Source organism: Vasconcelosia minhoensis LEGE 07310 (assembly GCF_015207255.1).
In the GTDB taxonomy this organism is placed as follows: Bacteria; Cyanobacteriota; Cyanobacteriia; order Phormidesmidales; family Phormidesmidaceae; genus Vasconcelosia; species Vasconcelosia minhoensis.
This window is the reverse complement of record NZ_JADEXG010000007.1, coordinates 22,264-47,886: the sequence shown is the minus strand read 5'-3', so window position 1 is coordinate 47,886 and position 25,623 is coordinate 22,264. Positions and strand designations below refer to the sequence as shown.

Below are 25,623 nucleotides of genomic sequence, written 5' to 3'. Positions count from 1 at the left end.
CCTGGTATAGATTTGTTTGTATTTAGTCCATTCACAACGCATGGGCGAAACGTTGCGAACGGGTGAACAATTCTGATAGAAAGCAGCCATTACTCTGCCTCATCAGAAGGATTGCCCGACCTTAGTTTTTCAGCCGCTCTCATCATGTCAAAGGTCTCCAATGAAAGCGCTGGCGGTCGGTCAAAATTGGCTTTGACCAGCTCAGGGTCAAAAATACTGTTGAAGGCATATTCCACCCCATGGCAGTTCATACAGACCTCGCCCACCATCCGATCCTGAGGTTTGAGCGTGTAGGTATTGTTGTGATTCACCTTGACCAGCGTGGTGCCATCGGATTGATCAAAGCCAGTTCGCGGTAGATGGCAGGTGGCGCAGGTGACGGCGGTCGGCCCGGGCCGAGGCAGCTCTTTTGTCGCTAAAAACAGCTCGGCATGTTTAGAATTTTCATAGGTAAGGGAATGGGTATCGTTGTGACAGGTCAGGCAGGCATCAACCGCAGCCTGCACCGTGTCCACAGAATGCACGTCGTGACAGGTATTGCAGTTCATTTCCTTAGTCAAGGCGTCATGCTTCATCGGCAGCCGGGCCATCGCCGGAGTCAGCGGACTTTCCCCTTCCAGCAGTCGAATCCCGTGCTTGCCTAGTAAGAAGGTATCGACGGGGTCTTCGTGACAGGACTGACAGCTTTCATAGCTGGGGTTGGCCACAAAGGCGTTAGACTCACTTTCCTGATGACAGCTGGCGCAGTTCACCTCATTGAGCGCGTGGACACTGATTTGCCAGCGTTCTGTGATCTGATCCAGCTCGGATTCGCTGACGGCCTCAGCGGGTAGAGCCGTGCCGATGGCCATTAGCAGCATGATTAAAACAGCCAGTAGCCTTTTCACGTGCTACCTCCTAGAAACTCCTGCTTCAGGTTGGGAGCAGGGGCCGTTTCTATCGTTGTCGTCACATTTCGGTCAGGCAGCTGCTGCACGGGCAGCATGGCGGGCTCGCCCATATTCTGGCGCAGAAAACCGGTAGAAATCGTCCGATGGTCATGAAAATTGTGACAGCCTGCAGTCCAGCAGCCATCGGCGGCAAAGCCCTCATGGCTTTTGAGCTGAGACACCGTCAGCTCTTCATGACACACCATACAGAGGTCTGGCTGTAGGTGCACGCCCCGGCCAAACATATGGACATGCTCGTTATGGCAGGCAGTACAGGTCAGCACGTCGATATTGTCTCGATAGGTTGCCCAACGAGGATCTCGAAACTTGGTCGCCCCGTGCGCATCCTCCGCTAGCTCGGCCTCGTGACAGCGGTTGCAAGTTTCGTTCGTAACCGGCTTGAATCCTTCATGGCAAGAGGCGCAGGAGGTATCAAACAGATAGTGACCGACCGATGTCTCCCCTGGCATAAATATTTGCTTTTGCTCCAGCGCAAAAGCAGCCGAGAACCAGGTCACCAGGATGACCATCACCAGGATGACCGCCACCCTGAGACTCAGCCCTTTCCTCAGGTCAAAACGTCGGTTGGAGTTAGCTACCATCTAAACTGAGAAACCAGTCGTAAGAGAAAACCGTCGGCCTAAGATATATTTGCTGAGCTATCGAGCTGAACAGATTGCTTGGAGTAGTCTGCGCCATCGAGCATAATCTCAGTGATCGCCCCATAGGCTCCTACCCAAGCTGCCTTTAGCTCAGGAGTCCAGGCTTCTCCGGCATATTCGCCTAGTGCTTTAAGCAGGCTATTGCCAACCCAAGGATAGTGTTCAGGCATTGCCCCATATTTAACATGGCGGGCTCCCAGCCCTTTGAGGGAGCTGTTCAGCACCTCGGGGTTGCGCAAATTCTCAACTACCATGACCAGCGCCCCTTTCAGCATTTGCTTTTGCTTGCTCATATCCGAATGCTCAAACAGCGGCTTTGCCTCTGGATAGTCGGTAAATAAGTTGTGATAAAAACTGGTCACAAGCTCGTCTGCTTTTGGCTTAACTAGTTCAAAGCTCTGCTCTAAAAGCTCTACGTTCAAAGACATGCTCAATTACGCTCCACTGAATAATAAAAATAGCGAAAAAATCTTTTAGATAGGAAAGTATCCAAACTATGTCATCACTCGCTAATTGCACATCGGAATCAGCTGATTAAAGCTGTGGCGGTATAAATTTACGATTCATTTATACGCCCTATGACATAAAACTATGGCGATCCCAGCTCAGTTTTTGTGTACAAAGCTACAAAAAATAATTCTGATATGCTAATTTTGCATTTACAAAAGCCGAAATTACATATTTCTGTCATTCGCCAAATTCAAATATCCTATAGCGCTTATTTTCTCTAGATTTGCCAAAGGTTTAACCGTTTTGGGCGCGTCCAAAACGATCCATTTTCGGGCTGACATGCATTAATTCGATAATAAAAATCCGAATATTGAATGATTCAGGAGCACTTTGCAACTTTGGATACAAAATGTCCTTTGATATTTAGAGAGGATACGGTTCAAACAGTTTATTAGGGCAGTTCAACAGTTCATGAGGGAGCAGCTTTCTGTTTTTTGCGACTTTAATTGTTTTCAAAAAGTTTAAATGAAACTTAATCACCTAGGTCAATTTTTAGGGTCGATTAAATTAGCAGTGCCGCTGCTAGGCGCGATCGCGACTATCCTGATCTTCACCACCTTTTACGAGTCCGAAGTTGGTTCAGCGGTGGTGCAGCAGGAAATTTATAAGAGCCCCTGGTTCGGCGCTTTGATGTTTTTACTCGCGCTGAATTTAGGGATTTCCACCCTGTCACGCTATCCCTGGCGGGGGGCGCGAAAGCTGGGGTTTGCCATTACCCACTGGGGTCTGGTCGTGATTATCGCGGGCTCGGCGGCGGTCATTCACCTGAGCGTCGAGGGAATGCTGCTGGCGCGCACCGATGCCGGACCGGTTAGCAGCCTGCGAGTTGAAGGCGATCTCCTAGAAGTCGCCGCGCCGGGCCAGGAGCCACAGCAGGCATCCCTGTTTATTAAGTCTGATGGTACGGTCGTTCCTAATCGGGTGGGAAATCTTTCCCTACTGGGCTACAGCGATCGGGCGATTAAAACGGTTCACTTTGAGACCGGGGCTGCCGTCGATAATCCTGCTGTGCGGCTGAGGTTGAGTAGCGATCGCATGGGTCAAACCCTAGACCGCTGGCTGGCCGCCGCACCCGCCGCCTACCGTCAGATCGACATTGGCCCCGCTGAGCTACAGATTGTCAAAGCGGACTCCCCGCAGGCACTGCGACAGGCGTTGACAGCTCCAGCAGAGAACCCAAACAATCCTTGGGGTACCTTGCAGGTTTCCTGGGCGGGGGTATCGCGGACGATAGATGTGCGATCGCAGCTTGGGCAGACCAGCCAAATCGGCTCTGGGGAGCTGAAGCTGTTAGGCTTCTGGCCTGACTTTCGTCTAGACAGCAACCGCCAGCCCGAAACCGCCTCCCCCCAGTTCCGCAATCCAGCGGTGCAGCTGGAACTGGCCAACGGTGAAACGACAGAGCGCTGGTTTGTGTTTAGCAATCCCGCCTTTGAGCCCGTTCGAGCCGCCGTCCAGCCGCCAGATTTCCTCCGGCCCATCGCGGCTGACATCCGCTACGAGGCCCCTGTCTCTCCTGAGCCAGACGCCTTTTTCCGCGTCGTCGTAGATGCGCAGGGCAGCCTGCATTACGCCGCTCGCGCGTCTCAGGGGTTCAAGTCAGGGCCGCTGGCGGTCGGCGAAGCGATCGCGCCAGGCTGGGCTGATTTTGAAATTACCCTGGCCGAATACCTGCCCCAGGCTCAGGTCAAGCGAGCAACGGTGCCGCTGCCGGAAACGGCTCCTGCCGACAGCGGTGAGCCCGCACTGCTGGTTGCAGTGGGGGCTGAGGAGCCGGTCTGGGTGCCCTGGGGCGAACCGACGACCGTGAGCACGCCAGCGGGTGACTGGTACGTCGCCTTTAGCCCAAAACTGCTGCAGCTGCCCTTCGCGGTGAAGCTCAACGACTTTATCGTCGAGCGTAACGAAGGCAGCGAGTCGGTCGCCATGTGGACCAGTGCCGTCACCCTGATGGAACCTCACACGGGCGAGCGGGCCGACCGTCGGGTCTGGATGAATCATCCCACCTGGTTCAAGGGCTGGAAAATTGCTCAGGCGTCGTGGAATCCAGGCGATTTGAGTCAGTCTACTTTGCAGGTGAAGCGCGAACCCTGGTGGGTGACGGGGCTGACCTGGCTGGGTTCACTGATGGTGATTGTGGGCGTTGGCACGATGTTTTATGGCCGCTCGGTCGCGAAGAAGCTGAGGGTTGTTGCGGATTTATTGGGGATGCCTGAAGTAGAGGAACGAGAATCAGTTGGGACGATTCCAATCATGGGTTTCTTTTTGGGACGTTAGCAGGCCCTTTTCCTGATTCACCACATTTAAAACATCATGATGAAACTTCTAAAATTTGCGATTGGGCTCTGTTTGGGACTGCTGCTTATCGCTGCTCCCCTCAGCCAGTTTCAACCTTCTGCGCTGGACGCGCTGGAGACGATGACCGTGCAGCAGGGCGGGCGTAAAAAACCTTTGGATACGGTGGCTCAGGAGACGGTGGCAAAAATCCACGGATCTACCACTTATCTACACGACGGCATTCGAGAAAGCTCGATGGAAACTTTTCTGTCGCTGTGGCTAAACAACCGCAATTGGAACGAAGAGCCGTTTGTGCTGTTGAGCTATCGTCCGTTAAAAGAACAGGTAGGGCTCGACCCGGATCAAAAGCATTTTTCGTTCGAAACACTGATGCGAAATCAGGCTCTCGGCGCTGTCGTTCGAGAGGCGCATCAGGTTGAGATTAGAGGAGAAGACCTGACCCGCGACCAGCGAGAGGCGATTACCTTGGAAGACCGGCTGACGCTGATGCTGGAGACGGTGAGCGATGACGCGATCGCAATTGTCCCCCACCCCACCGATATCAAAGGCAAATGGGTCGGCATTACTGAAGGCCAGAGCCTCTATCCGGCAGAATCCGTCGCCCCGCTGCTGGCCAACTTCGCCACGATCAAGCAAACGTTTTTGTCCGGCACCCGTCACCTGCCGCTGCTGGCTCCCCTAGCGGCGTCGCTAAAGTCGGGACTAACGGCGCTCAGCCCGGAGGTTTATCCCGCCGATAGCGTCATGCGGCGCGAGGTTTTCTTCAACCACTTTCACCCCTTTGCTAAAGCCTGGCAGCTCTACGGCATTGCCTTTATTTTCATGCTAGCGGCGCTGTGGATTAAGCCGCTCGAACTCTACTGGAGCGCCATTGGCCTCTTTGTCGCTGGGGTCGCCGTGCAGAGCTACGGCTTCTGGCTGCGGATGCAGATCGCCGGGCGTCCACCGGTGACCAATATGTATGAGTCAGTGGTTTGGGTCGGATTTGGGATTGCCGCGATCGCGCTCATCTTTGAACTGATCTACCGCTCTAAATACTATCTGCTCGCGGCGGCTCCGCTGTCGGTGGTGTGTCTGATTCTGGCTGACAGCCTACCCGCCGTCCTGGACCCCAGCATCTCGCCGCTGGTGCCGGTGCTGCGCGATAATTTTTGGCTGAGCATCCACGTTCCTACGATTGCTCTGAGCTACGCCAGCTTTGCGCTAGCGCTGGGGCTGGGCCACGTCGCCCTGGGCAGCTATCTGTTTACGCCTCAGGCCAAGTCGCGAATTCAGCTGCTCTCCCAGCTCAACTATCGGGTCTTGCAGGTAGGCGTACTGCTGCTGACGACCGGCATTATCCTTGGCGGCATCTGGGCGCACTTTTCCTGGGGCCGCTTCTGGGGGTGGGACCCGAAGGAAACCTGGGCGCTGATTGCCCTGCTGTGCTATCTGGTGCCGCTGCACGGTCGGCTGGTCGGCTGGATTGGCAACTTTGGCATCAGCGTCGCCAGCGTCGTCGCCTTTAACGCGGTGCTGATGGCCTGGTACGGCGTGAATTTCGTGCTGGGGACTGGACTGCATAGCTATGGCTTCGGCACCGGCGGCTCGGAGCTGGTGATTGCTAGCGTCGTGGGGCTAGACCTGCTGTTTGTGCTGATCACTGCCGCCCGCTATCAAGGCTGGTTGATCAAATCAGGCGAACCCGATTCAGCCGTGAGCCCCAATCCGTTCGGTAGCTAGAGGATAACCCATGCAACGTCGTGAGTTTATCAACTGGGTCGGTGCGGGCTTCATGGCGACTTCGCTGCCAATTGCGATCGCGGCCTGCACTCCCAAAGAGTCGCCTTCAGAAACGACCTCAGAGACTGAGGCCCCAGCCGAGTCAGAATCTTCCACTCCTAAGGTAGATGACAGCATCCGCGAGGATGGATTTGCCGCCCTGGGAACCGTCGCCGAACTGGATGCCAACGGCTCCCTCGCCCAAAAAGGCTTCATCGCCGGGCCAGTAGTCGTCATCCGCGACCCAGCCAACCCGGAAGGCATCGTCGCCCTAAACTCGATGTGCACCCACCAGGGCTGCGGTGTCGAGTGGCAGGAAGGCCTATTTGCCTGTCCCTGCCACGGGTCAAAGTTCAACCCAGACGGCACCGTCGCTGAGGGTCCCGCCGCTGAGCCCTTAGGATCTTATGAAGCTCAGATCGATGGCGATCTGGTGCTGATTAAGGTTCAGTGATGCTAGGCGGTCATGATAACGGCGCGATCGCTAGCTGAAGGCTCGAATCTCTGCCTGGGCTTGAATCACTAGCTGGTCAGGCTGCACCTCCAGCCGGTCAAACTTAAGCGACATCTTGTCCAACTCTAGGTTGCGCAGGTCGAGTAGTTCTTCGGTGGTGTCAATCAGGGCCTGGGTGAGTTCTGGCATGTCGTTAGCAGCATCGTCGTACTGCATGTCGGTGAGGGTCACCTGATGCCCGCCGGAGACAAGCTCAGGCACAGCGGTAAACGCAATGTGCTTAGTCTCAACCTGCTCGATAATCATCACATCGGCATCTACGGCAATCCGGCCCGCCTCTGGAATCGTAAAGCTCACCTTTTGGGCATCGGTTGACACGGTCTCTTCTGAGGGCAGAGTAACCTTCTGACCCCGCAGCTTTTCTCGAACATAGTCGGAGTCAAATGCCCGATTGATATCCTCGGCCTTGAGCACCGCGTAGGCTTCTGCTTCAGTCGGCCGCTCCAGCTCAATCTCACCCATCACTGCCTGCATCGGGTTGATCTTCACTTCCCCGGTTTTGAGCTTCAGCTCATCGGTTCGCAGTTCGTTTTGGACAACCAGCCCCTCACCTTCAACTTCGACCGCTTTCAGCTTGCCCTGGGCCAAATCCGTCGCTTCGGTGTGGAGAGCGACATCTAAGTCTTCTGCCTGATCCATTTGAGACTCTAATCCGGCTTCTGCCGCTTTGCTGATGGCTTGCTCGCCAATGTCTAAGTCTTTTGAACTCATTTTTATACCCTGAATAACTTACGGTCAAAAAATATGCGAATCAGCGCCAGACAAAGCCTGGACGTTGGTTTTGGGCTTCAAATTCCTCTTCGAAAACGAAATTAAAGTATAAAAAATGTTACGGATCTTTAGCCTCTATCCGTAGGGCAGACTGAATCTACCGCTACGGGATAGTATGAGAAGCCAAGCAAAATGACTACAGTAGAGCCAAGCTTTCCCTGGACAGTCGTCGAAGTCCGCTGGTGTTGCTTTTGTCCGTTGACGGCAGCGGTGATTAACGTCACTCACGCTTACTCGCTTTCATGGTTCTTCTCCGACTGCGGCCCGCTCGCATAGCGGCTCGGCTAGACCCGCGCCGCAGTCTCAGGGCGCGGGTTGGCCTGATTGTGGTGCTGATTATGCTGGTGACTTCGCTACTGGCGAGTCTGGTCGTCAGTTATACTGCCACTGCCCGGATTGAGCAGCAGGTCGGCCAAAGATTGGCCCAGCTTGCCTATCAGGTATCTGACAAGCTAGATCGCGGCATCTTTGAGCGCTATCGAGAAGTGCAAATTTTGTCTACGCTCGATGTCATTCGTGACCCGATGATACCTGTCGGACAAAAGCGATCGCTCTTAAACACGCTACAAAACAGCTACTCCAGCTACAGCCGGATCAGTCTGACTAACCCACAGGGTGAGGTAATCGCTAGCACCGACCGGCAGCTAGAAGGGCAGAGCGTTTCCCATCGCAGATGGTTTCAGGCAGCAAAGTCCGACCTGTTTATCGGCGACGTTCAGGAAGCGCTGCTGGCAAAAGCGGTGTCAGACCCGTCGCCAGAGTCGCTAGAGCCAGAATCGCTACAAATAGTCGATATAGCTGCCCCGGTCACCACCGCAACTGGAGAATTTTCTGGCGTTTTAAGCACTCACCTGAGTCGGGAATGGGCAAAGTCGGTGCGCGATTCGCTATCTCGACCGCTGAATGCTCAAATGGATGTCGAGATCCTGATTCTGAACTCGACCGGGAAGCTCCTGATCGGGCCGTCAGGCTGGCAAGACCAAACCGTGAGGCTGGAGAGCGTCAGCGCGGCAGCGGATACCCATGACGGCTACCGGGTCGAAACCTGGCCTAACGGTGAGCAATATCTGAGTGGCTTTGCCCGTAGCGATGGATATCTTAGCTATCCCGGTCTGGGCTGGCTAACTTTGGTCTGTCAGCCCACCGACCTGGCGCTGAGCCCCGTCTATCAGGTGCGTCGGCAGATTTGGCTGCAGGGCGGCCTGCTGGGCGGGCTATTTGCGATCGCGGGCTGGTTCGTCGCCGGCTATCTAACTCGGCCGCTGCTGCAGATTGCCACAGCGGCAGACCGACTGCGGCAGGACCAGACCGAGGCCAGCCTACCGCTAATTCGAGGTCGTGATGAGGTGGCGGGGCTGTCTCAGTCGCTCAAAATTTTAGTCGATGCCCTGATCGAAAAAAGGCAGGCGCTCAAGTTCAGTAACCAGCAGCTCGAAGCCGAGCTAGAGCAGCGTCAGCGGGCAGAAGCTGCTCTTCAGGCCAACGGCGATCGCCTCCAGCTGCTCTACGAAACGACCCGCGATCTGCTCTTTAGCGATCGCCCCCTCACTCTGATCAGCAGCCTGTTTCAAAAGCTGGAAGGGTCAATGGATCTGGCTGTTTACCTTAACTATGTCTTGGTCGAAGACGAGCAGGTGCTGCGACTGATTTCGGCTACCGGAATATCGGCTGAACAGGAAGCTGCGCTACAGCAGCTGGGGCTGGGAGAATCGATTTCGGGAACGGCAGCTCAGCAGCGCTGTCAGGTCGTTTGGTCGGACATCCAAAACTCAGACCATCCGATCATGGCTCAGATGCGATCGCTGGGCATGGCAGCCTGCGCCTGTCAGCCGCTGATTGCCCACGGCAGGCTCTACGGCACGCTGTCCTTTGGCAGCCGCAGCCGAATTGGCTTTAACCCAGTCGAAACCGATCTGATGCAGGTGCTCTGCGACCAGATCGCGATCGCGCTGGAGCGCTCAGAGCTAATGGCCTCGCTCCAGCGGCAGACCGACCGGCTGCAGGCAGCCAACCGGGTCAAAGATGAGTTCCTCACCGTGCTCTCCCACGAGCTGCGGACGCCGCTTAATCCCATCCTGGGCTGGACGAGCATTTTACAGAAAAAAACGCTGAGCTCAGATAAGCGAGACCAGGGGCTCCAGATCATTGAGCGCAACGTCAGGCACCAGACGCAGCTGATTGACGACCTGCTGGACGTGGCTAAGATTGCTCGGGGTCAGCTCTCGCTACAGCTGAAGTCTGTGATGCTGCTTGAACCCGTTTTGGCCGCGATTGAGACGACCCGGCTGGCAGCGGAGGCTAAGTCAATTCGACTGGAGCAGGTGCTAGATCCGTCAGTCGGCCCGGTCAAGGGCGACCCCGATCGGCTGCAGCAAATTGTCTGGAATCTGCTGACCAATGCGATTAAATTCACGCCTGAGGAAGGCCAGATTACCCTACGGTTAGAGCAAAAAGATGACCTAGGGCAAATTCAGGTGACCGATACCGGAAAAGGGATATCACCTCACTTTTTACCCCATTTGTTTGAGCTCTTTCGCCAGCACGACAGCTCCATCACCCGTCAGCACGGCGGCACGGGGCTAGGGCTGACGCTTGTACAGCAGCTGGTTGAGGCCCATGGTGGGACAGTCACAGCGGCCAGCCCAGGCGAGGGCATGGGAGCGACCTTTACGGTGCAGCTGCCGCTAGCGCTCAGTGCGGTTCGCGATCGCTGACCGCGAGGCGCTGAAGTGGGATTACCAAGCGGCGAATCAGGGCTTGGGTGAAGCGACCAACCCCTTAGCCGCTATGGTGTCTTCGACGTCACCTGCAGCGGCAGGAGTGCTGCGAGGGCTGGTCCGGCAGCAGGGATTTTCACCCGTTCAGGCAGTTTAGACCGGCTTACAAAGCCAGAACAGCGTTGTTGTCAATCGCCTGGGGCATCCCGTCTGCATCAACGGCGCTGAATCGGTGGAAGTAGCGCTGGAGCGGCTGTGGCAGGTGCGGATAGTCAAATACCGCATCGCCTGCCGCGACGTTGGCCCAAAAGTCTTTGAGCTGCGGCGCGTAGGCTTTGGCTTCGCTAGGCGCCAGACAGAGGGGCGGGTCGGTCAGCAGCTTGACCATGAAGGGAAAGGCGCGATCGCTCATCCAGGTCTGCGAGGTGGTCTGGAGGGCGGGCCAGTCTGGCACCGCTTCGACCCGAGTGGACTCAATCTGGAGCTGCTTCTGCCCCTGCGAATCGGTCCAGAGGTGCAGCAGCCGGTAGGGATGGGGGTAGCTGACCAGCGAGCCCGTGGTGATCTCGTATAGGCTGCCGCAGCGAGCAATGTCCTGTACGTGCAGATGGCCGGTAAACATCAGCGGCACGCCTGCTGCTTTCAGCCGCTCGGTCAGGGCGCCAGCATTTCTGACCATATAGCGCTGGCCCATGGCGCTTTTGGCCTGCCCCGGCAGATGCTCAATCGCGTTGTGGTGCAGCATCACCATGACGAACCGTTCGGGCCGGTCGGCGAGCTCGGCGAGCTGGGCATCTAGCCAGGCCAGCTGCTCAGCGTCGATGTAGCCCGAGTTAAAGGGCTGACCTTCGGCGTCAAAGGCGTTGGTATTCAGCCCGATCAGGTGAACGTTGGGCAGAATTTCCTGACGATAGTAGAGCTGCTCGGGATTGCTGTAGCCAAAACTTTGGTAGAGCCGGGGGAAGTCGGCCAGGGGGAGGGTGCGATCGCACCCTTGGCGAGTAATCACATCGTGATTGCCGGGAACGACATAGGTCGGAAACGGCAGCTTGGCTAGACGGTCGGCCAGCCACTGATGATTTTCGCGCTCGCCGTGCTGCACCAGGTCGCCGGGCAGCAGCAGAAAATCCAGCTCCAGCTGCTCCAGCTGCTCTAAAATTTGCTCAAATGCTGGAATGCTCACCTCGACCAGGTGGAAGCGACTGGGTGAGTCCCAGATCGTGTGGGGCAGAGCAATGTGCAAATCGCTGATGACGGCAAAGCGAAAATCGAGTTTCATAGCTTCAAGGCGGGTTTCTTACTCAACTGTAGCCAGCCTGAGACCTAAAAAACGTTTCAAGGCTGTGAGTTTTGGATTCCGGCTGGGCAGCTTAGAAAACAACTTGTACACAACCCTGAAGGGTTATAGAGGGTAGATTGATTCACCCAGCCCAGCTCGATCGCTCCCCTGTCCAGGCCGTAGCCTATTACGTCCAGCTCCGCACCTACCAAGAAGAAAATCTGTTTGGGTTAGACCCAGCCAGCAGTCGTCTCAACCTCACCGGTCAAATCGCTGCTGACGAATGGCTGCGCGCCGCCAGCTACCATCCTAAAATCACGCTCGATCAGTGGGTGATTGTCCCCAACGGGCTAGAGGCTCTGGTGGTGGTCAAAGACCGGGGGGTGGTCGCTGAGACCAAGTCGTTCGTGCGCTCACCAACTAAGCCGCGGGTGCTCTCTTCTTTTATTGCCGCGTTTAAAGCCGCAGCTGCAAAACGGATTAATCTAGTCCGCAGTCAGCCGGGTTCGCCAGTCTGGCAGCGCAGCTACCAGGAGCAGCGGATTGGCAGTGAGTTATCTCTGACCCAAAGACGGCAGGACTTGCTCAACAGCTCAGCCTGGTGCGTTTCAAATTTACTGGAATAGGCTAGCGCTGGGCTTCAATCAGGCCGCTGGGCGGGTCGATTTCGATGCGCTGATTGGCCAGATCGACGACGGGCACAATTTGCTCGACGAAGGGAATCAAAATTTTGCTACGGCGCGATCGCGCTTTAGACCCGCCTTTTTGAGGCGATAAATCGGTCTGCCTATTCTGCGTATCTAAATTTTGCGTATTGAGGGCATCGGCATCGAGGGCAACTTCTAACAAGTCCTGCCCGGCGCTGAGAATATCGACCACCTGCCCGATTTGGGTCTGGCTCTCGCGCAAAATTACCGAGAGGCCCACTAGGTCAGCAACATGAAACTCCCCTGGTTCCAGCGGCAGCCGGTCGTCTACCGGGACAACGAGCTGACAGTAAAGCAGGTCCTCTGCCTGGTTGCGATTCTCGATGCCCGCTAGCTGAATTAGATATTGCTTTTTAGCGTCCAGGTAGCGCCCGGCTAACAGCTGAATCGGTTCGGGCTCTGTCGCCTGGGGTCGCAGCAGCCAGCGGTCACCGGGCCTGACAAAGCGCTCGGGGAAATCGCTCTCGGGGTACACCTTGAGCCAGCCGTTGAGACCATGGGCACCCACCACGCGGCCAATCGTTAGCCAGTCTCCCATGACTTCTACCGGGCAACCTCTTGCTTGGGAGCAGTGACTGCCACTGCCCGATGTTCGGTGCTCTGCCCCGCATAGACCCGATCGACCAGCTGCGCTAGCCGCTCCAGCGCCGTTACAATGTCGGCCTCGGATGCCGTCAGGCTAATCCGGAAGCACTGACGCATGTGGGGCCAGTCGTCCTTTAGCCCTGGGAAAAAGGGACTGCCGGGGACAATGATGACGCCGCACTGCTTCAGCGCCTGGTAAAACGCCCAGTCCGTTATCGGCAATTCCTGAAGCCACAGCCAGGCAAAAATCGCCCCCTCGCCCCGATGCAGATACCAGGGGACGCTGCCCGGCATCTGCTGATCGAGAGTTGCTTCCAACACGGCAAATTTGCGCTGGTAGTGGGGCCGGATTACCTGCTCAGAAATTTCCGCCAGCGCGCCTGAACGGATGGCGCGGGCCGCGATCGCCTGGCCATAGCGCGAGGAATGAATGCAGAGATTGGTCTGAAAGGCTTCTAATACCTGAATCATGGCTTCATCGCCGATGGCGATACCAATCCGCTCGCCGGGCAGCCCCGCCTTGGAAAGGCTGATGCAGTGGAGAATGTTTGGTCCGAAGTGGGGCGACATTTCCGTGTAGTTGAGCGCCGGGTAGGGCGGGGCGTAGGCCGAGTCAACCAGGACCGGCACGTTCTGAGCAGCAGCCAGGCTTTCAATCCGGGTGACCTCTTCGTCGGTGAGAACATTGCCCGTCGGGTTGCAGGGGCGCGAAAATAGGACAAAGCCCGTATCCGGGGTAATTTCGAGCTGGCTGAAGTCGGGCCGGTATTTGAAGCGATGCGCGGTCGGGTCTAGGTCAAGCTGGGGACGGTAGGCGGTCAGCGCTTCTGGAATCAGCGAAATGCCGCCATAGCCGGTGTAGTCAGGGCTCAGCGGTAGGACAATTCGCTTTAGCTGACCCGTGCTACTGTAGCCGCCAAAGGCATTGGCCGCGAGGAAGTAGAGCGACTGGCTACCCGGCGTGATCAGAAAATTGCGATCGCTCAGCGACAGCCCATAGCGCTGGTTGAAATCGTCGCGTACGGCGGCGATAAAGGGTTCGTATCCCTGGCTAGAGCCGTAGCGGCAGACGACGGTTCCATATTCCTCGCTGGCCAGCAGGGCCGTGGTGCAGTCGCGCCAGAGCTGCTCTACTTCGGGCAAGATAACTGGATTACCCGCGCTGAGGTTGATGAATGATTGGCCCAGCCGCAGCGTTTCGATGATGTCTTTCATGATCGCCCGGACGCCTGTCAAATGAGACATCTGGTCGCCAAATTGGGTTAGAGCGGGCATAGGCAAAGCCGATAGCACTGGAGTTTAAAGCACGCCGCTTAACTATACCTCTGGGCGTCGGTCCAAGGTTTACCGCGGGCAGAAAATCCCCTAGATTAATTCATACGCCGGTAGGGGTTGAGCAGGGTTATCCTGTTAGCGGGAGCTGCTCCCAACACCGTCCGCTCTACTAGAGCAATAGTCTCAGTATTCTATGGAATCTATCAGCCGACTTCGAGCCAAGCTGCCTGACCCAATGCGGCGGCTGGCCGACTTTGCCTACAACTACTGGTGGAGCTGGACGCCTGACCGGGTCGCGTTGTTTAGCGCCATCGATCCGGGGCTGTGGCAGTGCTGTAGGCACAATCCGGTAGCGCTGCTGGAGTCGGTATCCCATGAGCGGCTGTGGCAGCTGGCCGAAGATCCCCACTATTTGAAACGGCTGTACCGGCTATCGCACCAGCTCGACTGCTATCTGAACGAAGACAATACCTGGGCCAGCCGGGTCGCGCCGATGATTCCGCCCGAGCATCCAGTAGCCTATTTCTGCATTGAGTTTGGCATTCACGAATCCATTCCGATTTACTGCGGCGGCCTGGGGGTGTTGGCCGGGGGGCACCTTAAGTCGGCCTCTGACCTGGGTTTGCCGATGGTGGGAATTGGGCTGCTGTATAAGCAGGGCTATTTCCGCCAGTGGCTTAACCGCAGCGGCTGGCAAGAGGCCGACTACGTGGACCTCGACTTTTCCCAGCTGCCGATGGAGAAGGTCTGTAATGAATATGGCCAGCCGATTACGGTCAAGGTGAATATTCGCCAGCGACTGGTCAAGGTGCAGGTGTGGCAAATCCAGGTGGGCCGCAGCGTCCTCTATCTGCTAGATACTGATTTGCCCGAAAATGATGCGGCTGCCCGAGCGCTGACCGGGCGGCTCTATGGCGGTGACCTCGACACTCAAATGGCCCAGGAGGTGCTGCTGGGCATTGGCGGGGTGCGCGTGCTCCAGGCGCTGGGTATTGAGCCCTCGATCTATCACTTGAATGAAGTTCATGCGGTCTTTGCCCTGTTGGAGATTGCCCTGCAGACGCGGGAGGAAACGGGCCAGTCGTTTGAACAAATTCAGGCCCTGGTCCGCGATCTCACCGTCTTTACTACCCATACGCCGGTGCCAGTAGGGAATGTCTTTTCCGCCGAGCTGATGACCGACTTTTTTGCGCATTACTGGCCGCAGCTGGGCCTGACCCGCGAAGAATTTCTGGCCCTGGGGGCGCGGCAGCCGGATCAGCCCTGGGAGCCCTTTAGTCTGGTAATCCTGGCCCTGCGGCTGACCCGAGCCGCGAATGGCGTCAGTCGGCAGCACGGCCACGTCTCCCGGCAGATGTGGCAGGCGCTCTATCCAAACCGTCCGGTCGAAGCGGTGCCGATTGGCCATATCACTAACGGCATTCACGTCCGCACCTGGGTGGCACCGCTGATGGCTGACCTCTACGAAGACTATCTGGGGCGAGGCTGGTCTACCCAGCTGACGAATACAGAGCTGTGGAACCGGGTTGAAGAGATTCCCAACGAGGCCCTCTGGCATCGGCACAGTATTCTCAAAGCCCGGCTGGTCGCCTATACCCGCGACCGGGTACGGCAGGCCCGCGAAGCTCGCGGAGAAGCGGATGACGATATCAACGCCGTCGGTCGCCTGCTCGATCCGCAGGTGCTGACGATTGGGTTTGCCCGTCGATTTAGCGCCTACAAGCGGAGCGACCTGATCTTTAGGGACCTGCAGCGGATGAGCCGGATTCTAGCCCATTCCAAGCGACCGATTCAGATCATTCTCGCAGGCAAGGCGCACCCTGATGACCATCAGGGCAAGCGGATTATTCAGCGGCTGATGGAGTGGAGCCGACATCCCGACCTGCGCGATCGCGTGGCCTTCATTGAAGACTACGACCTCTACACCACTAAGCTGATGGTGCAGGGGGTAGACCTCTGGCTGAACACCTGTCGCCGCACCTTCGAAGCCTCTGGCACCAGCGGCCAAAAGGCGGCGCTCAACGGCGTGCTCAATCTCAGCGTACAGAGCGGCTGGTGGTGTGAAGGCTATCAGGCGGGCATCAACGGCTGGGAGATTGGCGAAGCCCTGCCCGACGACCGCGAACGGCAGGATGCGGTCGATGCCGAATCGCTCTATACGCTGCTAGAGCGCGATATTGCTCGGCTGTACTATAGCCGCGATCGCGCCGGTCTTTCGCGCGGCTGGCTGCGGATGATGAAAGCCTCCATCCGAACCATTACCCCCCGGTTCAACACCGACCGAATGGTGGCCGAATACGTCACCCAAATGTATCTGCCCCAGCCCACGGAGCCGCCGGAGCCTGTGCTTGCCAGCGTCATCGCCTGAAGTCTATGAGCCCTTCCTGGCAGGTCGATTTCTATCGCCGACCGCTGCGCGATGCGCAGGGCAACCCGCTGTGGGAGCTGCTAATCTGCGCCCCAGTGATGGACTTCACCTACGGCGAGTTCTGCCCCCAAAGTGAGGCCAATGCCCAATGGCTCAGGCAGCAGCTGCAGCTGGCCCATAAGCGAGCTGGGTATTGGCCCGAGGGGATAGAAGTCTTTCGGCCTCAGACGCTGACCCTGATAGAAGTGGCCTGCCGCGATTTGCCCGTATCGGTACAGCCCCGCCGCGACCTCGCCACCCTGAAGCAGTGGCTGCGCCAGCGGACGGCCTGGTATCCCAACCTGGACACCTATATCGACGAACCCTATCAGCCGTTGGCGATTGACCGACCGCCACCCGCGCCAATGCCGGAGCAGCTGATGGGCGATCGCTGGCGCTTTGCCGCGATTTCTAATACCAATCTGCTCAGCTTTCAGCAGGAGCCGATACCGATTCTCTCGATTCCACCCTGGCTGATGCCAGTTGAGCTGGGTTTGCCGAGTACGGTTCGGATTCCTGGCGTAGTGATTGATGGCGGTCGCCAGTCGATGCGTTTGGTCCAGTGGCTGGCCGCTACTCAGCCGGTGACGCTGGAATACATCGCCGGGGCTCCAAACGGCCTGATTTTAGAAGCGGGGCTGGCCGACCGATGGATTTTGGCGACCTTTGAGGATGAGACGGTCGCTGAGGCGGGAAAAATATTTGAGCACCGTAAGCAAGCGGCGCAGGGGCTGCACTTTTTGCTGGTGCAGCCAGACGATGCCGGAGTCACCTACACCGGATTTTGGCTGTTGCAGGCAGCGGCATAAACGTCGCTGTTCTGACCGCTGCCCAAAAAGGCTACATTTTGCCGTGCTGCATGACTGACATCAGGTGGCTGCGCACTTCTTTAATCTGCGCGGCCTCCTGCTCCATCAGCTTTTCAAACATTTCGACGCAGGGCTGAGACTGAGCTGCCTTGGCATCTTGAATATAGATTTCATAGGCTTGGATCGCCTGGGCTTTGTTGTGCAGTACGCTGAGCCAGTCGTATTCTAAATCGCTCATGACGTCTGATGCAGATAAAGCCATAGGGGTACTCCCAATTGAGTTTTCACTGTTATTGTGAAAACTCTCAAGCCGTTTCTCATCTGTCAAAGGGGGCATCGCGCCTGCTGCCGGCCTTCTCAGTTAGTCGCACAGCTTGCCATTACTGGGTCTGGGCTGCTCCTTCGCTTTTCGAGTGGCCCCGATTAGAGTAGATACGATAACGCAGCGCTTCACATCGGAAACCCGTTTGCTGTTTAGCGTCACTCGACCCAGGCGGTGCTGAACATGTCCCCTGTGGTCAAATCGCACATAGGAGATTCCTCCCCGGGTTGCGAAGTTGGTCTCACTGTCTAACTGGATGCTGGCATTCAGCGGCTGCCAAGGGTACTGACTGATAGGCACATTCTCTGCATGGGTCGCCCATTCAACCCCGTTAGCGCCCTGACGAATACTAAATTCCCAGGATCTATGATTCTGCTGGGCCTTCGACTGAGCCATCTGAATCCCCTGATAAACCGTATCCTGAGCCGCATTCAACCGCCAGGTTTCTAAAAACCGAAACCAGGTCGGAGCCATGATGGCAGCCATGATGCCGATAGCTGCGATCACGGTCAGGACTTCCAGCAGTGTAAACCCGCTTGCGCGATCGCGCCTCAGCCATCGAATCTCTTGCATCGAGTCAGCTTCGCCAAATCGGTACAAGAGATTTTACGCCGAGGTGATAAACGCTCCGGATAAAACAAATAGAGTCGCTGATTAGACCCTTACGGGCTAATCGGGCTGCTTCTCGGGCAGCAAACATTTGTCTGAGTCACAGCCGGCAGGCCCCGCCTCGATCAGCTCGCCAGCGTCATAGCGTTCTAGGGCCTGGTGGAAATCCTCCGTGGTGCGGCGAATGGCCACCTCGCGGTTGAGCGCCTCGTACTGGTCTTTACTAATCGGCTCAAAGGGCAGCCGAGGAAAGGTTTGCAGGTTATCAAACCGGGCCAGCAGCGCAGCAGAGATGTAGCCCTCATCGGTTTGAATGGCGTCATAAATGCGCTGGCTGAGCGGCTCGATCTCGGTTTCCCGCAGCTCAATCGTGGCCGAGGTGTTGTGGGCGGTGTAGTGCTTCTGCACCTGCATGTAGAAGTCAAACTGGGCCAGCGCCGAGAATTTCTCAATCGAGATTTCGTCGGCACCGGGCAGGTTGGCCCACTCCACCTCGACCGGCAGCTCGACCAGCCATTCCGTGCAGCGCGGGTCGAAGGGATCGGTGAGTAAGTTGCCATTTTCGTCCTTGTCTGACTGGGACGGGACGACCGCATAGCCGTAGTCAATGCAGGCCATCGCCACCGGGTCATCTTTGCGGAAGGTAATCCGGCGGATAAACCGCTGGGCCTTGGGCGGATGCCAGCCGGAAGACGCGCCGCTGAGCAGGCTTTTGGTGCCAGCGGGCTGCACCGTTGTGCAGCGATTGGGACGCTTGATGCCGTGGCGATCGCAGTAGTCCCAAACCGTCTCATGTACAATTTGCTTCCAACGGCTTAGGCATTCCTGCTCTTTCGTCTTGAACGCCAGCCCTGCGACCGTATCGGGCCGCCCGGCCTCCCACCAGCGCAGCCACTCAACCCCAAAGGCTTTGACAAAGAAGTCAAACAGGCCGGTAAAGGAAACGCCAACAATCGGGTCCTCTGCCCGAGACTGCTGATAGCGCGGCTCGGTGAAGCGATGGTTGAGCAAAGCGGCAACCGCGATCGCGCCCGCCCGAAAGGCATCCTCCTGGCCCTGGTGGTCTGCCGGGTCAATCTGATTCAGATGAATTTCCGCCAGATTGCAGTGAAAATTTTGTCCGATGATTTCGCCGCAGTTGTGAGCCACAAACCCGTTCGCATCAAAGCAGGCTGGTCCCGGTACGGTACAGTCATAGACTTTCTCAACGCCGTCTGACTCAATCGACTGGACGGTGACCGCAAAGCGCTCTCGATTCAGCTGACGTTTGTAGCCGGTCAGCAGCTCGCTTAGCCGGGCTGCTTTTTGAGGCTCGCGGAAGCCAATCAGCCGCTGGAAATGGTGCAGATTGTCCTTACTGATGATCAGCTCATGCTGCGCCTGGCAGTAATACTCAGCCGGTTGCCGCTGGGCGTCTGGCAGCATTCGATAGCCTGCCTGTCGTCTTTCTGGATAAATTTTTGAGATGATCCCCAGTCGAGACAGCATTCTCTGAACGGCTTGTAGATTCGGCAAGTTGCTCTGAGCCAGCCGTACGCTCACCCCTTTGAGCTGGGTTCCCTGGACGCTGCCATCCGCGTCAAATATTCCGCTCAGGAAACCGCGATAAAAGTCATAGCTAGCCCGCTCTACGGCATGGGTGACGGTTTTATGGGTCCGAGTGATGCCAAAATCAGCGGCTAGCTTGGCCAGGCCGGTCGAATTGATGACTCGATGCTTGAGCTGCTTGTGAGAGTGAACTTCTGCGGTCCTTTTGGTGTAGCCAACGGCGGTTGCCAACAGCTGCACCGCATGTTGACTCATCTCATCTTGAGAGTCCTGCCAGTAGCGAAGAATGCCGATGTCATTCCACTGGGTTTCGGCCAGACTGCCGTCCCCAACCAGACTCCCGAGCAGCCATCCTTCTGCTTGGGTGCCCGCGCCATCCCAAGCCTGAAGGTGGCGATGGTCCTGTAGGAGAACGGTATCTCCGGGCCGGAGTTCGCCCGCTGGAACCCATTCGGTATACTGTCTTTTCTGGGTCTGAGCCGTTACCTTTAGAACCTGGTGGTTTTCGGTCAGCCGGAGCTCATAGCCTTCCTGGGTGGTCAGCTTCACCACGGGCTTTTCACCCGATAGGAAAAATCCTTCTGGGGTCGTGCTAAAGAGCTCTCCGTTCACGTAGGTGCTGTGCTGCCGACCGATTAGCTCTTTAACCTGGCGCGGACCGTCGCCCGTATGCACCCAGGTATCAGCGGTCACACAGGGATTCAGACCGTAGCGGCCTTCTCCCTGCGCCCGTCGCTCGGCTTCCTTGGCCCACTGCATCGCCCCTTCGCCGGAGTAGAACTGCTTCCGCACCGAGGCTTCACAGTCTGCTAGCGAAGGCTTTTCGTGGGAGACCAGGGTGTGATTGGCCATCCGCAGCGAGTCGCGCTCCGGGTCGATGCGCCAGTTGCCTGCTTCATCCTGCTGCCAGAGGTTATCTTTGGCTTGGGCGGCGAGCTCATCCCGGCCATCAAACTGACGAATTCCGGCGCTGCGGCGGATGTTGCCCGCCACCACGCAGGCCGCCGCTTCGTCGATCAGCAGGCAGCACTCAACCGAATTTAGCTTTCGGCCCAAAGCCTTATTCAGAATATTGGCGCAGCGCTGGTAGAGGGTAGGCAGCTTCACCGGGTTGGCAACCCCGCCGAAGCCCTTCAGCTTTTCGCCCGCCGGGCGGATGTCGCTCAGGTCTACCACCACCTCGACTTCCCCTTCACCGCTGAAGCGCTCATCGGTCGATAGCTCCAGCAGCCCCTGATAGGACTTCACCCAGCCCTGGCGGCTGTCGCCAGCAATGATCTCAGCCCGGTTCTGGTCGGCATCAATCCGAATCTCGGTGGTCTCTCGCCGCTCAGCCGCAGGCGTCGTCCCAATGCCGCCGCGCATCGAAACCCTGAGCCGATTGCGAATAGCGGGAAGCTGGTTGATATATTTAGCTTCTAGAACCGCTCCTGTACCGCAGCCCATCATCGCCAGATCCATCATCAGGCCAAAGGCGCGCCAGTCCACCACGTTGGTGCTGGTGCAGTTATAAGCGCCTGAGAAGTTCTGCGGATTTTTGCTCCATTCGGTGCCGCCGACCCAGAGCCAGCGCCCTGACGGGAGGGCCTTTAGCTCTCGCTGCATTCGTGCGACCAGGGCCTGCTCTTCGGCGTTGAGCTGCCCCAGCTGGGTGAGGGCGGTGAGGGTGCGATCGCACACCTGATCCCAGGTTTCCCGCTGCCCATCGCCCAAACGCCGACTGTAGGTACGATAGAAAACGGGATGGGCCGCTGGCGCATTGGCTGGGAACGGTCCCCGTGAAGCTTGAGAAGAAGCTTGAGTGCGCAGCCGGTTGAGTTCTTGAACCATAGGTCGTTTAGGTAGCGGCGGGGTGGTGAAGGGACGGCCCAAATGTAGAGCCTTTTGCGTAAGATGAAGCGTCCAAACCTCTACCTGTAGATTTCGATAGATGCTGGCAGGGCGCTATAGGATCAGAGACTAACACTTTAGCTGGGATTTTTCTAGCGTTTTTATAAAACTAATACCCCTATATATGGCGTATCTGCAATGACTCCCCTGAAAAATTACATCGACGGCCAGTGGACGGCCTCTAGCGCGACCGATTCCCTGCTAGTAGTCAATCCAGCGACGGCAGAGCGGCTGGCCCAGGTACCGCTGTCGCCTGCCGAAGAGGTCAATCAGGCGGCCCAGGCAGCTCAGGCAGCGTTTCCCGACTGGCGTTGCCTGCCGCCGACCCAGCGGGTGCAGCCGCTGTTCAGGCTAAAGTTCTTGCTAGAGGAAAACCTGGAGGACATCGCTCGCACCATTACCACCGAGTCCGGCAAGACTCTGGCAGAGTCGCGGGGCGAGCTGCGGCGGGCGATTGAGAACGTAGAGACGGCCTGCGGCATTCCGATGATGATGCAGGGGACTTATCTAGAAGACGTGGCTCGCGGCATTGATGAGTTTATGATTCGGCAGCCGCTGGGCGTAGCCGCCGCGATCGCGCCCTTCAACTTCCCCGCCATGATCCCCTTCTGGTTTATGCCCTATGCCCTGGCCTGCGGCAATACCTACATCGTCAAGCCGTCGGAAAAGGTGCCGCTGACAATGCAGAAGATTTTTAACCTGATTGACCAGCTCAACCTGCCCAAAGGCGTAATCAATTTGGTCAACGGCTCGCGGGAGACGGTCGATGCGATTCTCGACCATCCGACAATTCGGGCCATCAGCTTTGTCGGCTCCTCCCCGGTCGCTCGCTATATCTACAGCCGGGCCGCCGCCGAGGGCAAGCGGGTGCAGTGCCAGGGCGGAGCCAAAAATCCAATCATTGTGCTGCCCGATGCCGATATGGAGATGACGACGCGGATTGCCGCAGATAGCGCCTTCGGCTGTGCCGGTCAGCGCTGCCTGGCCGCCTCAGTTGCGGTAACGGTCGGAGCTGCCGGAAAGTCCTTCGCCGATTCGATCGCAACCGCCGCCGCCGCCCGCAAAGTCGGCAACGGCCTGGAGGACGATGTCCAGATGGGACCGGTGATTACGCCCCAAAGCCGCGATCGCGTCGAGCAGCTGATCCAGACCGGCCTTGAGGAAGGGGCGACTGCCCTGGTAGACGGACGGCAGCCCCAGGGCCTGCCCGCTGGAAACTTTATCGGCCCGACCGTTTTGCAAGACCTGAAGCCAGATGGGGAGCTAGCCCAGACGGAGATCTTTGGGCCGGTGCTGGGGCTGATGCAGGTGGAGACGATCGAGGACGCGATCGCGCTCGTCAACCGCAGTCCCTGGGGTAATATGGCCTGCCTGTTTACCAGCAGCGGCGCAGCCGCCCGCAAGTTTCGCTACGAGGCCGAGGCGGGTAACATCGGCATCAACATCGGTGTCGCCGCCCCAATGGCGTTTTTTCCCTTCAGCGGCTGGAAGGAAAGCTTCTTCGGCGACCTGCACGGTCAGGGCAGCCACGCGGTCGAGTTTTTTACCCAAACGAAGGTCGTAGTAGAGCGCTGGCCAAAAGAATGGTCGCGCCAGTTTTGAAGAATGACCAGTTTTGGCGAATGGCCAGTTTTGAAGAATGGCCAGTTTTGAAGAATGGCCAGTTTTGAAGAATGGGAGGATCAGAGCATCAGCGGGTATATATAGGGTGAGGCTAGGGATAGGAGCAGAGAATGACTGTTCGAATTGGAATTGTAATTCCAGTGCGCAATCGCTGGCGCTATACGCAGGCAATCTTGCAGCAGCTGGGCGAGCAGAGCAGTCAGGTCACCGTATCGGTGAGTGTGATTGTCGTGGATGATGGCTCTGGCGATGGGACGCCGGAGCGGATTGAGCAGGCGTTCCCAGAGGTTCATCTGCTGCGCGGGGATGGGGAGCTATGGTGGACGGGCGCGATCTCGCTAGGAATGGACTATGCCAGGCAGAAGCTGGGCGTTAGCCATCTGGTCTGGCTAAATGACGACATCACCCTGGCAGACGACTGTGTTGCTCAGCTGGTTCAGTGCTGTCAGCAGCAGGAAGGGAAGACGCTGACGGGTGGGATTGTTCGCGACCGGCAGTCCCCCAACTGGATTGTGTTCGGCGGTGTGGTTGCGGGGCGGCCGATTAGCCACTTCCGTCAGTTTGCGGAGCAGCTTGTGCAGCAAGTGGATACGCTCAATGGCAATCTGGTCGTTCTTCCCGCAGAAATTATGGCTGAGATTGGCCTGCCGGATGCGGCGCGGTTTCGGCACTACGGCGGCGACTATGAGTATATCTGCCGGGCAAAGGCCAAGGGCTATCGGGTACAGCTTTCGAGTCGGCTGCAGGCGACTACCGACTATTGCCCGGCTGACGTTTTTCGCTATATGCCGCTGTGGATTCAGTGGTACGCCAGCGCAAGCTTCCAGGCCAAGCGGCAGGTATTGAAGAGTTTATCTAGCTGCAAGTCTCCCCACAACGTGGACCACATGGTGAACAGTATGTACCGAAATGCTGTGCGCATTCCGCGCTGGCGGCATGGGCTATTTTACGGCAAGAAGGTGCTGAAGCTAGTCGGGAGTACGCTGGTACCGCGGGGAATCAGGCGCGATCGCGCCTGGGCTTATTTGAAGAGCCAAAACGTCCCTGATGAGATCATTCGAGTTGTGCTCAAGGAAAATTCTGCCACAGGCTATGCCCAAGACCCCGTCAAAGCAATCTCAGTATGAAAGTGCTTCATCTCAGCACCTCAGACGCTAACGGCGGCGCGGCTCGCGGGGCGTTTTTAACCCATACAGGATTACGTCGGGCCGGGGTTAATTCCTGGATGCTGGTAGCTGAAAAAGGGACGAGCGATCCCTACGTGCTGGGGCCTCAAACCGTGACCGGCTCTCAAAAAGTTCTCAGCGGTCTGCGTCAGACTTGGGAATATTGGCCGCTCAAACGCTATCCGCAGAAGCAGAGTGGTTTGTTTTCGGCGGCGGCTTATCCCAGCCGAGTGGTCGCCAAAATTAGAAAAATCAATCCGGATATCGTGCATCTCCACTGGGTTGCCCAGGGGCTGCTCAGGCCCGAAGACCTGCCGCAGTTGGGTAAGCCAATGGTCTGGACGCTGCGCGATATGTGGAGCTTTACCGGCGGCTGCCACTATGCTGGCGATTGTGAGGGCTACCAGCAGCGCTGTGGTCGCTGTCCGCTGCTGGGTTCGGACCGGGAACATGACCTATCGCGCCAGGTCTGGCGGCGTAAATCCAAAGCTTGGCAGGATGTTGACCTAACCATCGCGCCTTTGAGCCACTGGCTGGCCGACTGTGCTCGCGCCAGCAGCCTATTTCAGCATCGGCCTATCCAAGTCATTCCCAATGCGATTGATACCGATTGCTATCGCCCCATTGACCAAGCTACTGCCCGCGACCTGCTCAGGCTGCCTCAAAATAAGCAGCTCATCCTCTTCGGGGCGATTAGTCCTACGGGCGATCGCCGTAAGGGATTTCAACATCTTGCCCCGGCGCTACGGCGGCTCGCGGCTGAGCCTCACTCGCTCGAAGCCGTCATTTTTGGTCGCGATCGGCCTGCTCAACCGCTAGATCTGGGCCTGCCAGTCAACTTTTTAGGCTATTTGCATGATCAAACGATGCTAGCGCTGGCCTATTCAGCCGCTGATGTGACTGTCGTACCCTCTGAGCAAGAAGCCTTTGTCAAAACCGCGATTGAGTCTATGGCCTGTGGCACTCCAGTCGTTTCGTTTGACGCGACCGGACTCAAGGACGGTATTGACCATCTACAAAATGGCTACCGGGCTGAGTGCTTCAGCCCCGCCGACCTAGCGAATGGGATTCGCTGGGTATTAGCACAGCGATCGCAGTCTCTCTCCAAAGCTGCTCGCCAAACGGTCTTAAATCAGTTTACGCTGGCCCACCAAGCCGCTGCCTACGCCGATCTCTATCGGACCATCCTCAGTCGCAATCTCCATTCATCGGCGCTGACTAAGTAGGGAAACCCACACCCC

21 protein-coding genes are annotated in these 25,623 nt (G+C 57.2%); 11 read left to right on the top strand and 10 right to left on the bottom strand.

Annotation, left to right across the window (positions count from 1 at the left end; translation table 11 throughout):
• Positions 1–89: 89 nt before the first annotated feature.
• From IQ241_RS04605 to IQ241_RS04595, 3 genes are read right to left on the bottom strand one after another with little or no spacing between them, the layout of a single operon-like run.
• Positions 90–887, bottom strand: a complete 798-nt coding sequence (locus IQ241_RS04605) for a cytochrome c3 family protein (RefSeq protein ID WP_322743577.1) — start codon at positions 885–887, stop codon at positions 90–92.
• On the bottom strand, positions 884–1,531 hold the full coding sequence (locus tag IQ241_RS04600) for a cytochrome c3 family protein (RefSeq protein WP_193905245.1): 648 nt from the start codon (positions 1,529–1,531) through the stop codon (positions 884–886). The genes IQ241_RS04605 and IQ241_RS04600 overlap by 4 nt, the downstream gene beginning before the upstream one ends.
• A gap of 38 nt (positions 1,532–1,569) precedes the next feature.
• On the bottom strand, positions 1,570–2,019 hold the full coding sequence (locus IQ241_RS04595; protein WP_193905244.1) for a globin family protein: 450 nt from the start codon (positions 2,017–2,019) through the stop codon (positions 1,570–1,572).
• 547 nt (positions 2,020–2,566) lie between these two features.
• On the opposite strand from IQ241_RS04595, the gene IQ241_RS04590 reads away from it, so the two are divergent.
• Genes IQ241_RS04590 through IQ241_RS04580 form a run of 3 tightly spaced genes read left to right on the top strand, consistent with a single transcriptional unit; the run spans position 2,567 to position 6,614 of the window.
• A complete protein-coding gene (locus IQ241_RS04590) occupies positions 2,567–4,378 on the top strand; it encodes a cytochrome c biogenesis protein ResB (RefSeq protein ID WP_193905243.1) in 1,812 nt (603 codons plus the stop codon).
• Between the two features lie 39 nt (positions 4,379–4,417).
• Positions 4,418–6,121: a cytochrome c biogenesis protein gene (locus IQ241_RS04585; RefSeq protein WP_193905242.1), complete on the top strand. Its 1,704-nt coding sequence runs from the start codon at positions 4,418–4,420 to the stop codon at positions 6,119–6,121.
• A 10-nt stretch (positions 6,122–6,131) separates the two neighbouring features.
• Entirely contained in the window at positions 6,132–6,614 is a 483-nt protein-coding gene (locus tag IQ241_RS04580) for a QcrA and Rieske domain-containing protein (RefSeq protein WP_193905241.1), read from the top strand.
• Between the two features lie 30 nt (positions 6,615–6,644).
• Here the strand turns inward: IQ241_RS04580 and IQ241_RS04575 are convergent, their stop codons facing one another.
• Positions 6,645–7,385: an LmeA family phospholipid-binding protein gene (locus IQ241_RS04575; RefSeq protein ID WP_193905240.1), complete on the bottom strand. Its 741-nt coding sequence runs from the start codon at positions 7,383–7,385 to the stop codon at positions 6,645–6,647.
• 302 nt (positions 7,386–7,687) lie between these two features.
• Between IQ241_RS04575 and IQ241_RS04570 the strand changes: the two genes are divergently transcribed.
• Entirely contained in the window at positions 7,688–10,159 is a 2,472-nt protein-coding gene (locus IQ241_RS04570; protein WP_193905239.1) for a sensor histidine kinase, read from the top strand.
• Positions 10,140–10,319, top strand: a complete 180-nt coding sequence (locus IQ241_RS04565) for a hypothetical protein (RefSeq protein WP_193905238.1) — start codon at positions 10,140–10,142, stop codon at positions 10,317–10,319. The genes IQ241_RS04570 and IQ241_RS04565 overlap by 20 nt, the downstream gene beginning before the upstream one ends.
• A 6-nt stretch (positions 10,320–10,325) precedes the next feature.
• Here the strand turns inward: IQ241_RS04565 and IQ241_RS04560 are convergent, their stop codons facing one another.
• Entirely contained in the window at positions 10,326–11,441 is a 1,116-nt protein-coding gene (locus IQ241_RS04560) for a metallophosphoesterase family protein (protein WP_193905237.1), read from the bottom strand.
• A 137-nt stretch (positions 11,442–11,578) separates the two neighbouring features.
• Between IQ241_RS04560 and IQ241_RS04555 the strand changes: the two genes are divergently transcribed.
• Positions 11,579–12,067 (top strand): hypothetical protein, encoded by a 489-nt coding sequence (locus IQ241_RS04555; RefSeq protein ID WP_193905236.1) that lies wholly within the window; start codon positions 11,579–11,581, stop codon positions 12,065–12,067.
• A 1-nt stretch (position 12,068) separates the two neighbouring features.
• Here IQ241_RS04555 and rimM read toward each other — a convergent pair whose 3' ends face one another.
• Both rimM and IQ241_RS04545 read right to left on the bottom strand, forming a co-directional pair.
• The gene (rimM, locus tag IQ241_RS04550) at positions 12,069–12,686 is read right to left on the bottom strand and encodes a ribosome maturation factor RimM (RefSeq protein ID WP_193905235.1); all 618 of its coding nucleotides are present in this window, start codon (positions 12,684–12,686) and stop codon (positions 12,069–12,071) included.
• A gap of 5 nt (positions 12,687–12,691) precedes the next feature.
• Entirely contained in the window at positions 12,692–14,008 is a 1,317-nt protein-coding gene (locus IQ241_RS04545) for a valine--pyruvate transaminase (protein WP_193905234.1), read from the bottom strand.
• A gap of 193 nt (positions 14,009–14,201) precedes the next feature.
• Here IQ241_RS04545 and glgP point away from each other — a divergent pair, with 193 nt between their 5' ends.
• Together glgP and IQ241_RS04535 are read left to right on the top strand one after the other, a co-directional pair.
• On the top strand, positions 14,202–16,376 hold the full coding sequence (gene glgP, locus IQ241_RS04540) for an alpha-glucan family phosphorylase (RefSeq protein ID WP_193905233.1): 2,175 nt from the start codon (positions 14,202–14,204) through the stop codon (positions 16,374–16,376).
• 5 nt (positions 16,377–16,381) lie between these two features.
• The gene (locus IQ241_RS04535) at positions 16,382–17,224 is read left to right on the top strand and encodes a Tab2/Atab2 family RNA-binding protein (protein ID WP_193905232.1); all 843 of its coding nucleotides are present in this window, start codon (positions 16,382–16,384) and stop codon (positions 17,222–17,224) included.
• A 31-nt stretch (positions 17,225–17,255) separates the two neighbouring features.
• On the opposite strand, the gene IQ241_RS04530 is transcribed toward IQ241_RS04535, so the two are convergent.
• The 3 genes from IQ241_RS04530 to nrdJ all read right to left on the bottom strand — a co-directional run bounded on the left by IQ241_RS04530 (position 17,256) and on the right by nrdJ (position 21,533).
• A complete protein-coding gene (locus IQ241_RS04530) occupies positions 17,256–17,486 on the bottom strand; it encodes a hypothetical protein (RefSeq protein ID WP_193905231.1) in 231 nt (76 codons plus the stop codon).
• 99 nt (positions 17,487–17,585) lie between these two features.
• A complete protein-coding gene (locus IQ241_RS04525; RefSeq protein ID WP_193905230.1) occupies positions 17,586–18,119 on the bottom strand; it encodes a pilus assembly FimT family protein in 534 nt (177 codons plus the stop codon).
• Positions 18,120–18,215: 96 nt separating this feature from the next.
• Positions 18,216–21,533 carry a ribonucleoside-triphosphate reductase, adenosylcobalamin-dependent gene (gene nrdJ, locus IQ241_RS04520; protein WP_193905228.1) on the bottom strand — a complete coding sequence of 1,106 codons (3,318 nt, stop codon included), beginning with the start codon at positions 21,531–21,533 and terminating at the stop codon, positions 18,216–18,218.
• 198 nt (positions 21,534–21,731) lie between these two features.
• Here nrdJ and IQ241_RS04515 point away from each other — a divergent pair, with 198 nt between their 5' ends.
• From IQ241_RS04515 to IQ241_RS04505, 3 genes are all read left to right on the top strand, one after another.
• Complete coding sequence (locus tag IQ241_RS04515) at positions 21,732–23,195, top strand: CoA-acylating methylmalonate-semialdehyde dehydrogenase (protein WP_193905227.1); 1,464 nt, start codon at positions 21,732–21,734, stop codon at positions 23,193–23,195.
• Between the two features lie 131 nt (positions 23,196–23,326).
• A complete protein-coding gene (locus IQ241_RS04510; protein WP_193905226.1) occupies positions 23,327–24,343 on the top strand; it encodes a glycosyltransferase in 1,017 nt (338 codons plus the stop codon).
• Entirely contained in the window at positions 24,340–25,608 is a 1,269-nt protein-coding gene (locus tag IQ241_RS04505; RefSeq protein WP_193905225.1) for a glycosyltransferase family 4 protein, read from the top strand. Before IQ241_RS04510 ends, IQ241_RS04505 begins: the two co-directional genes overlap by 4 nt.
• Positions 25,609–25,623 lie beyond the last annotated feature (15 nt).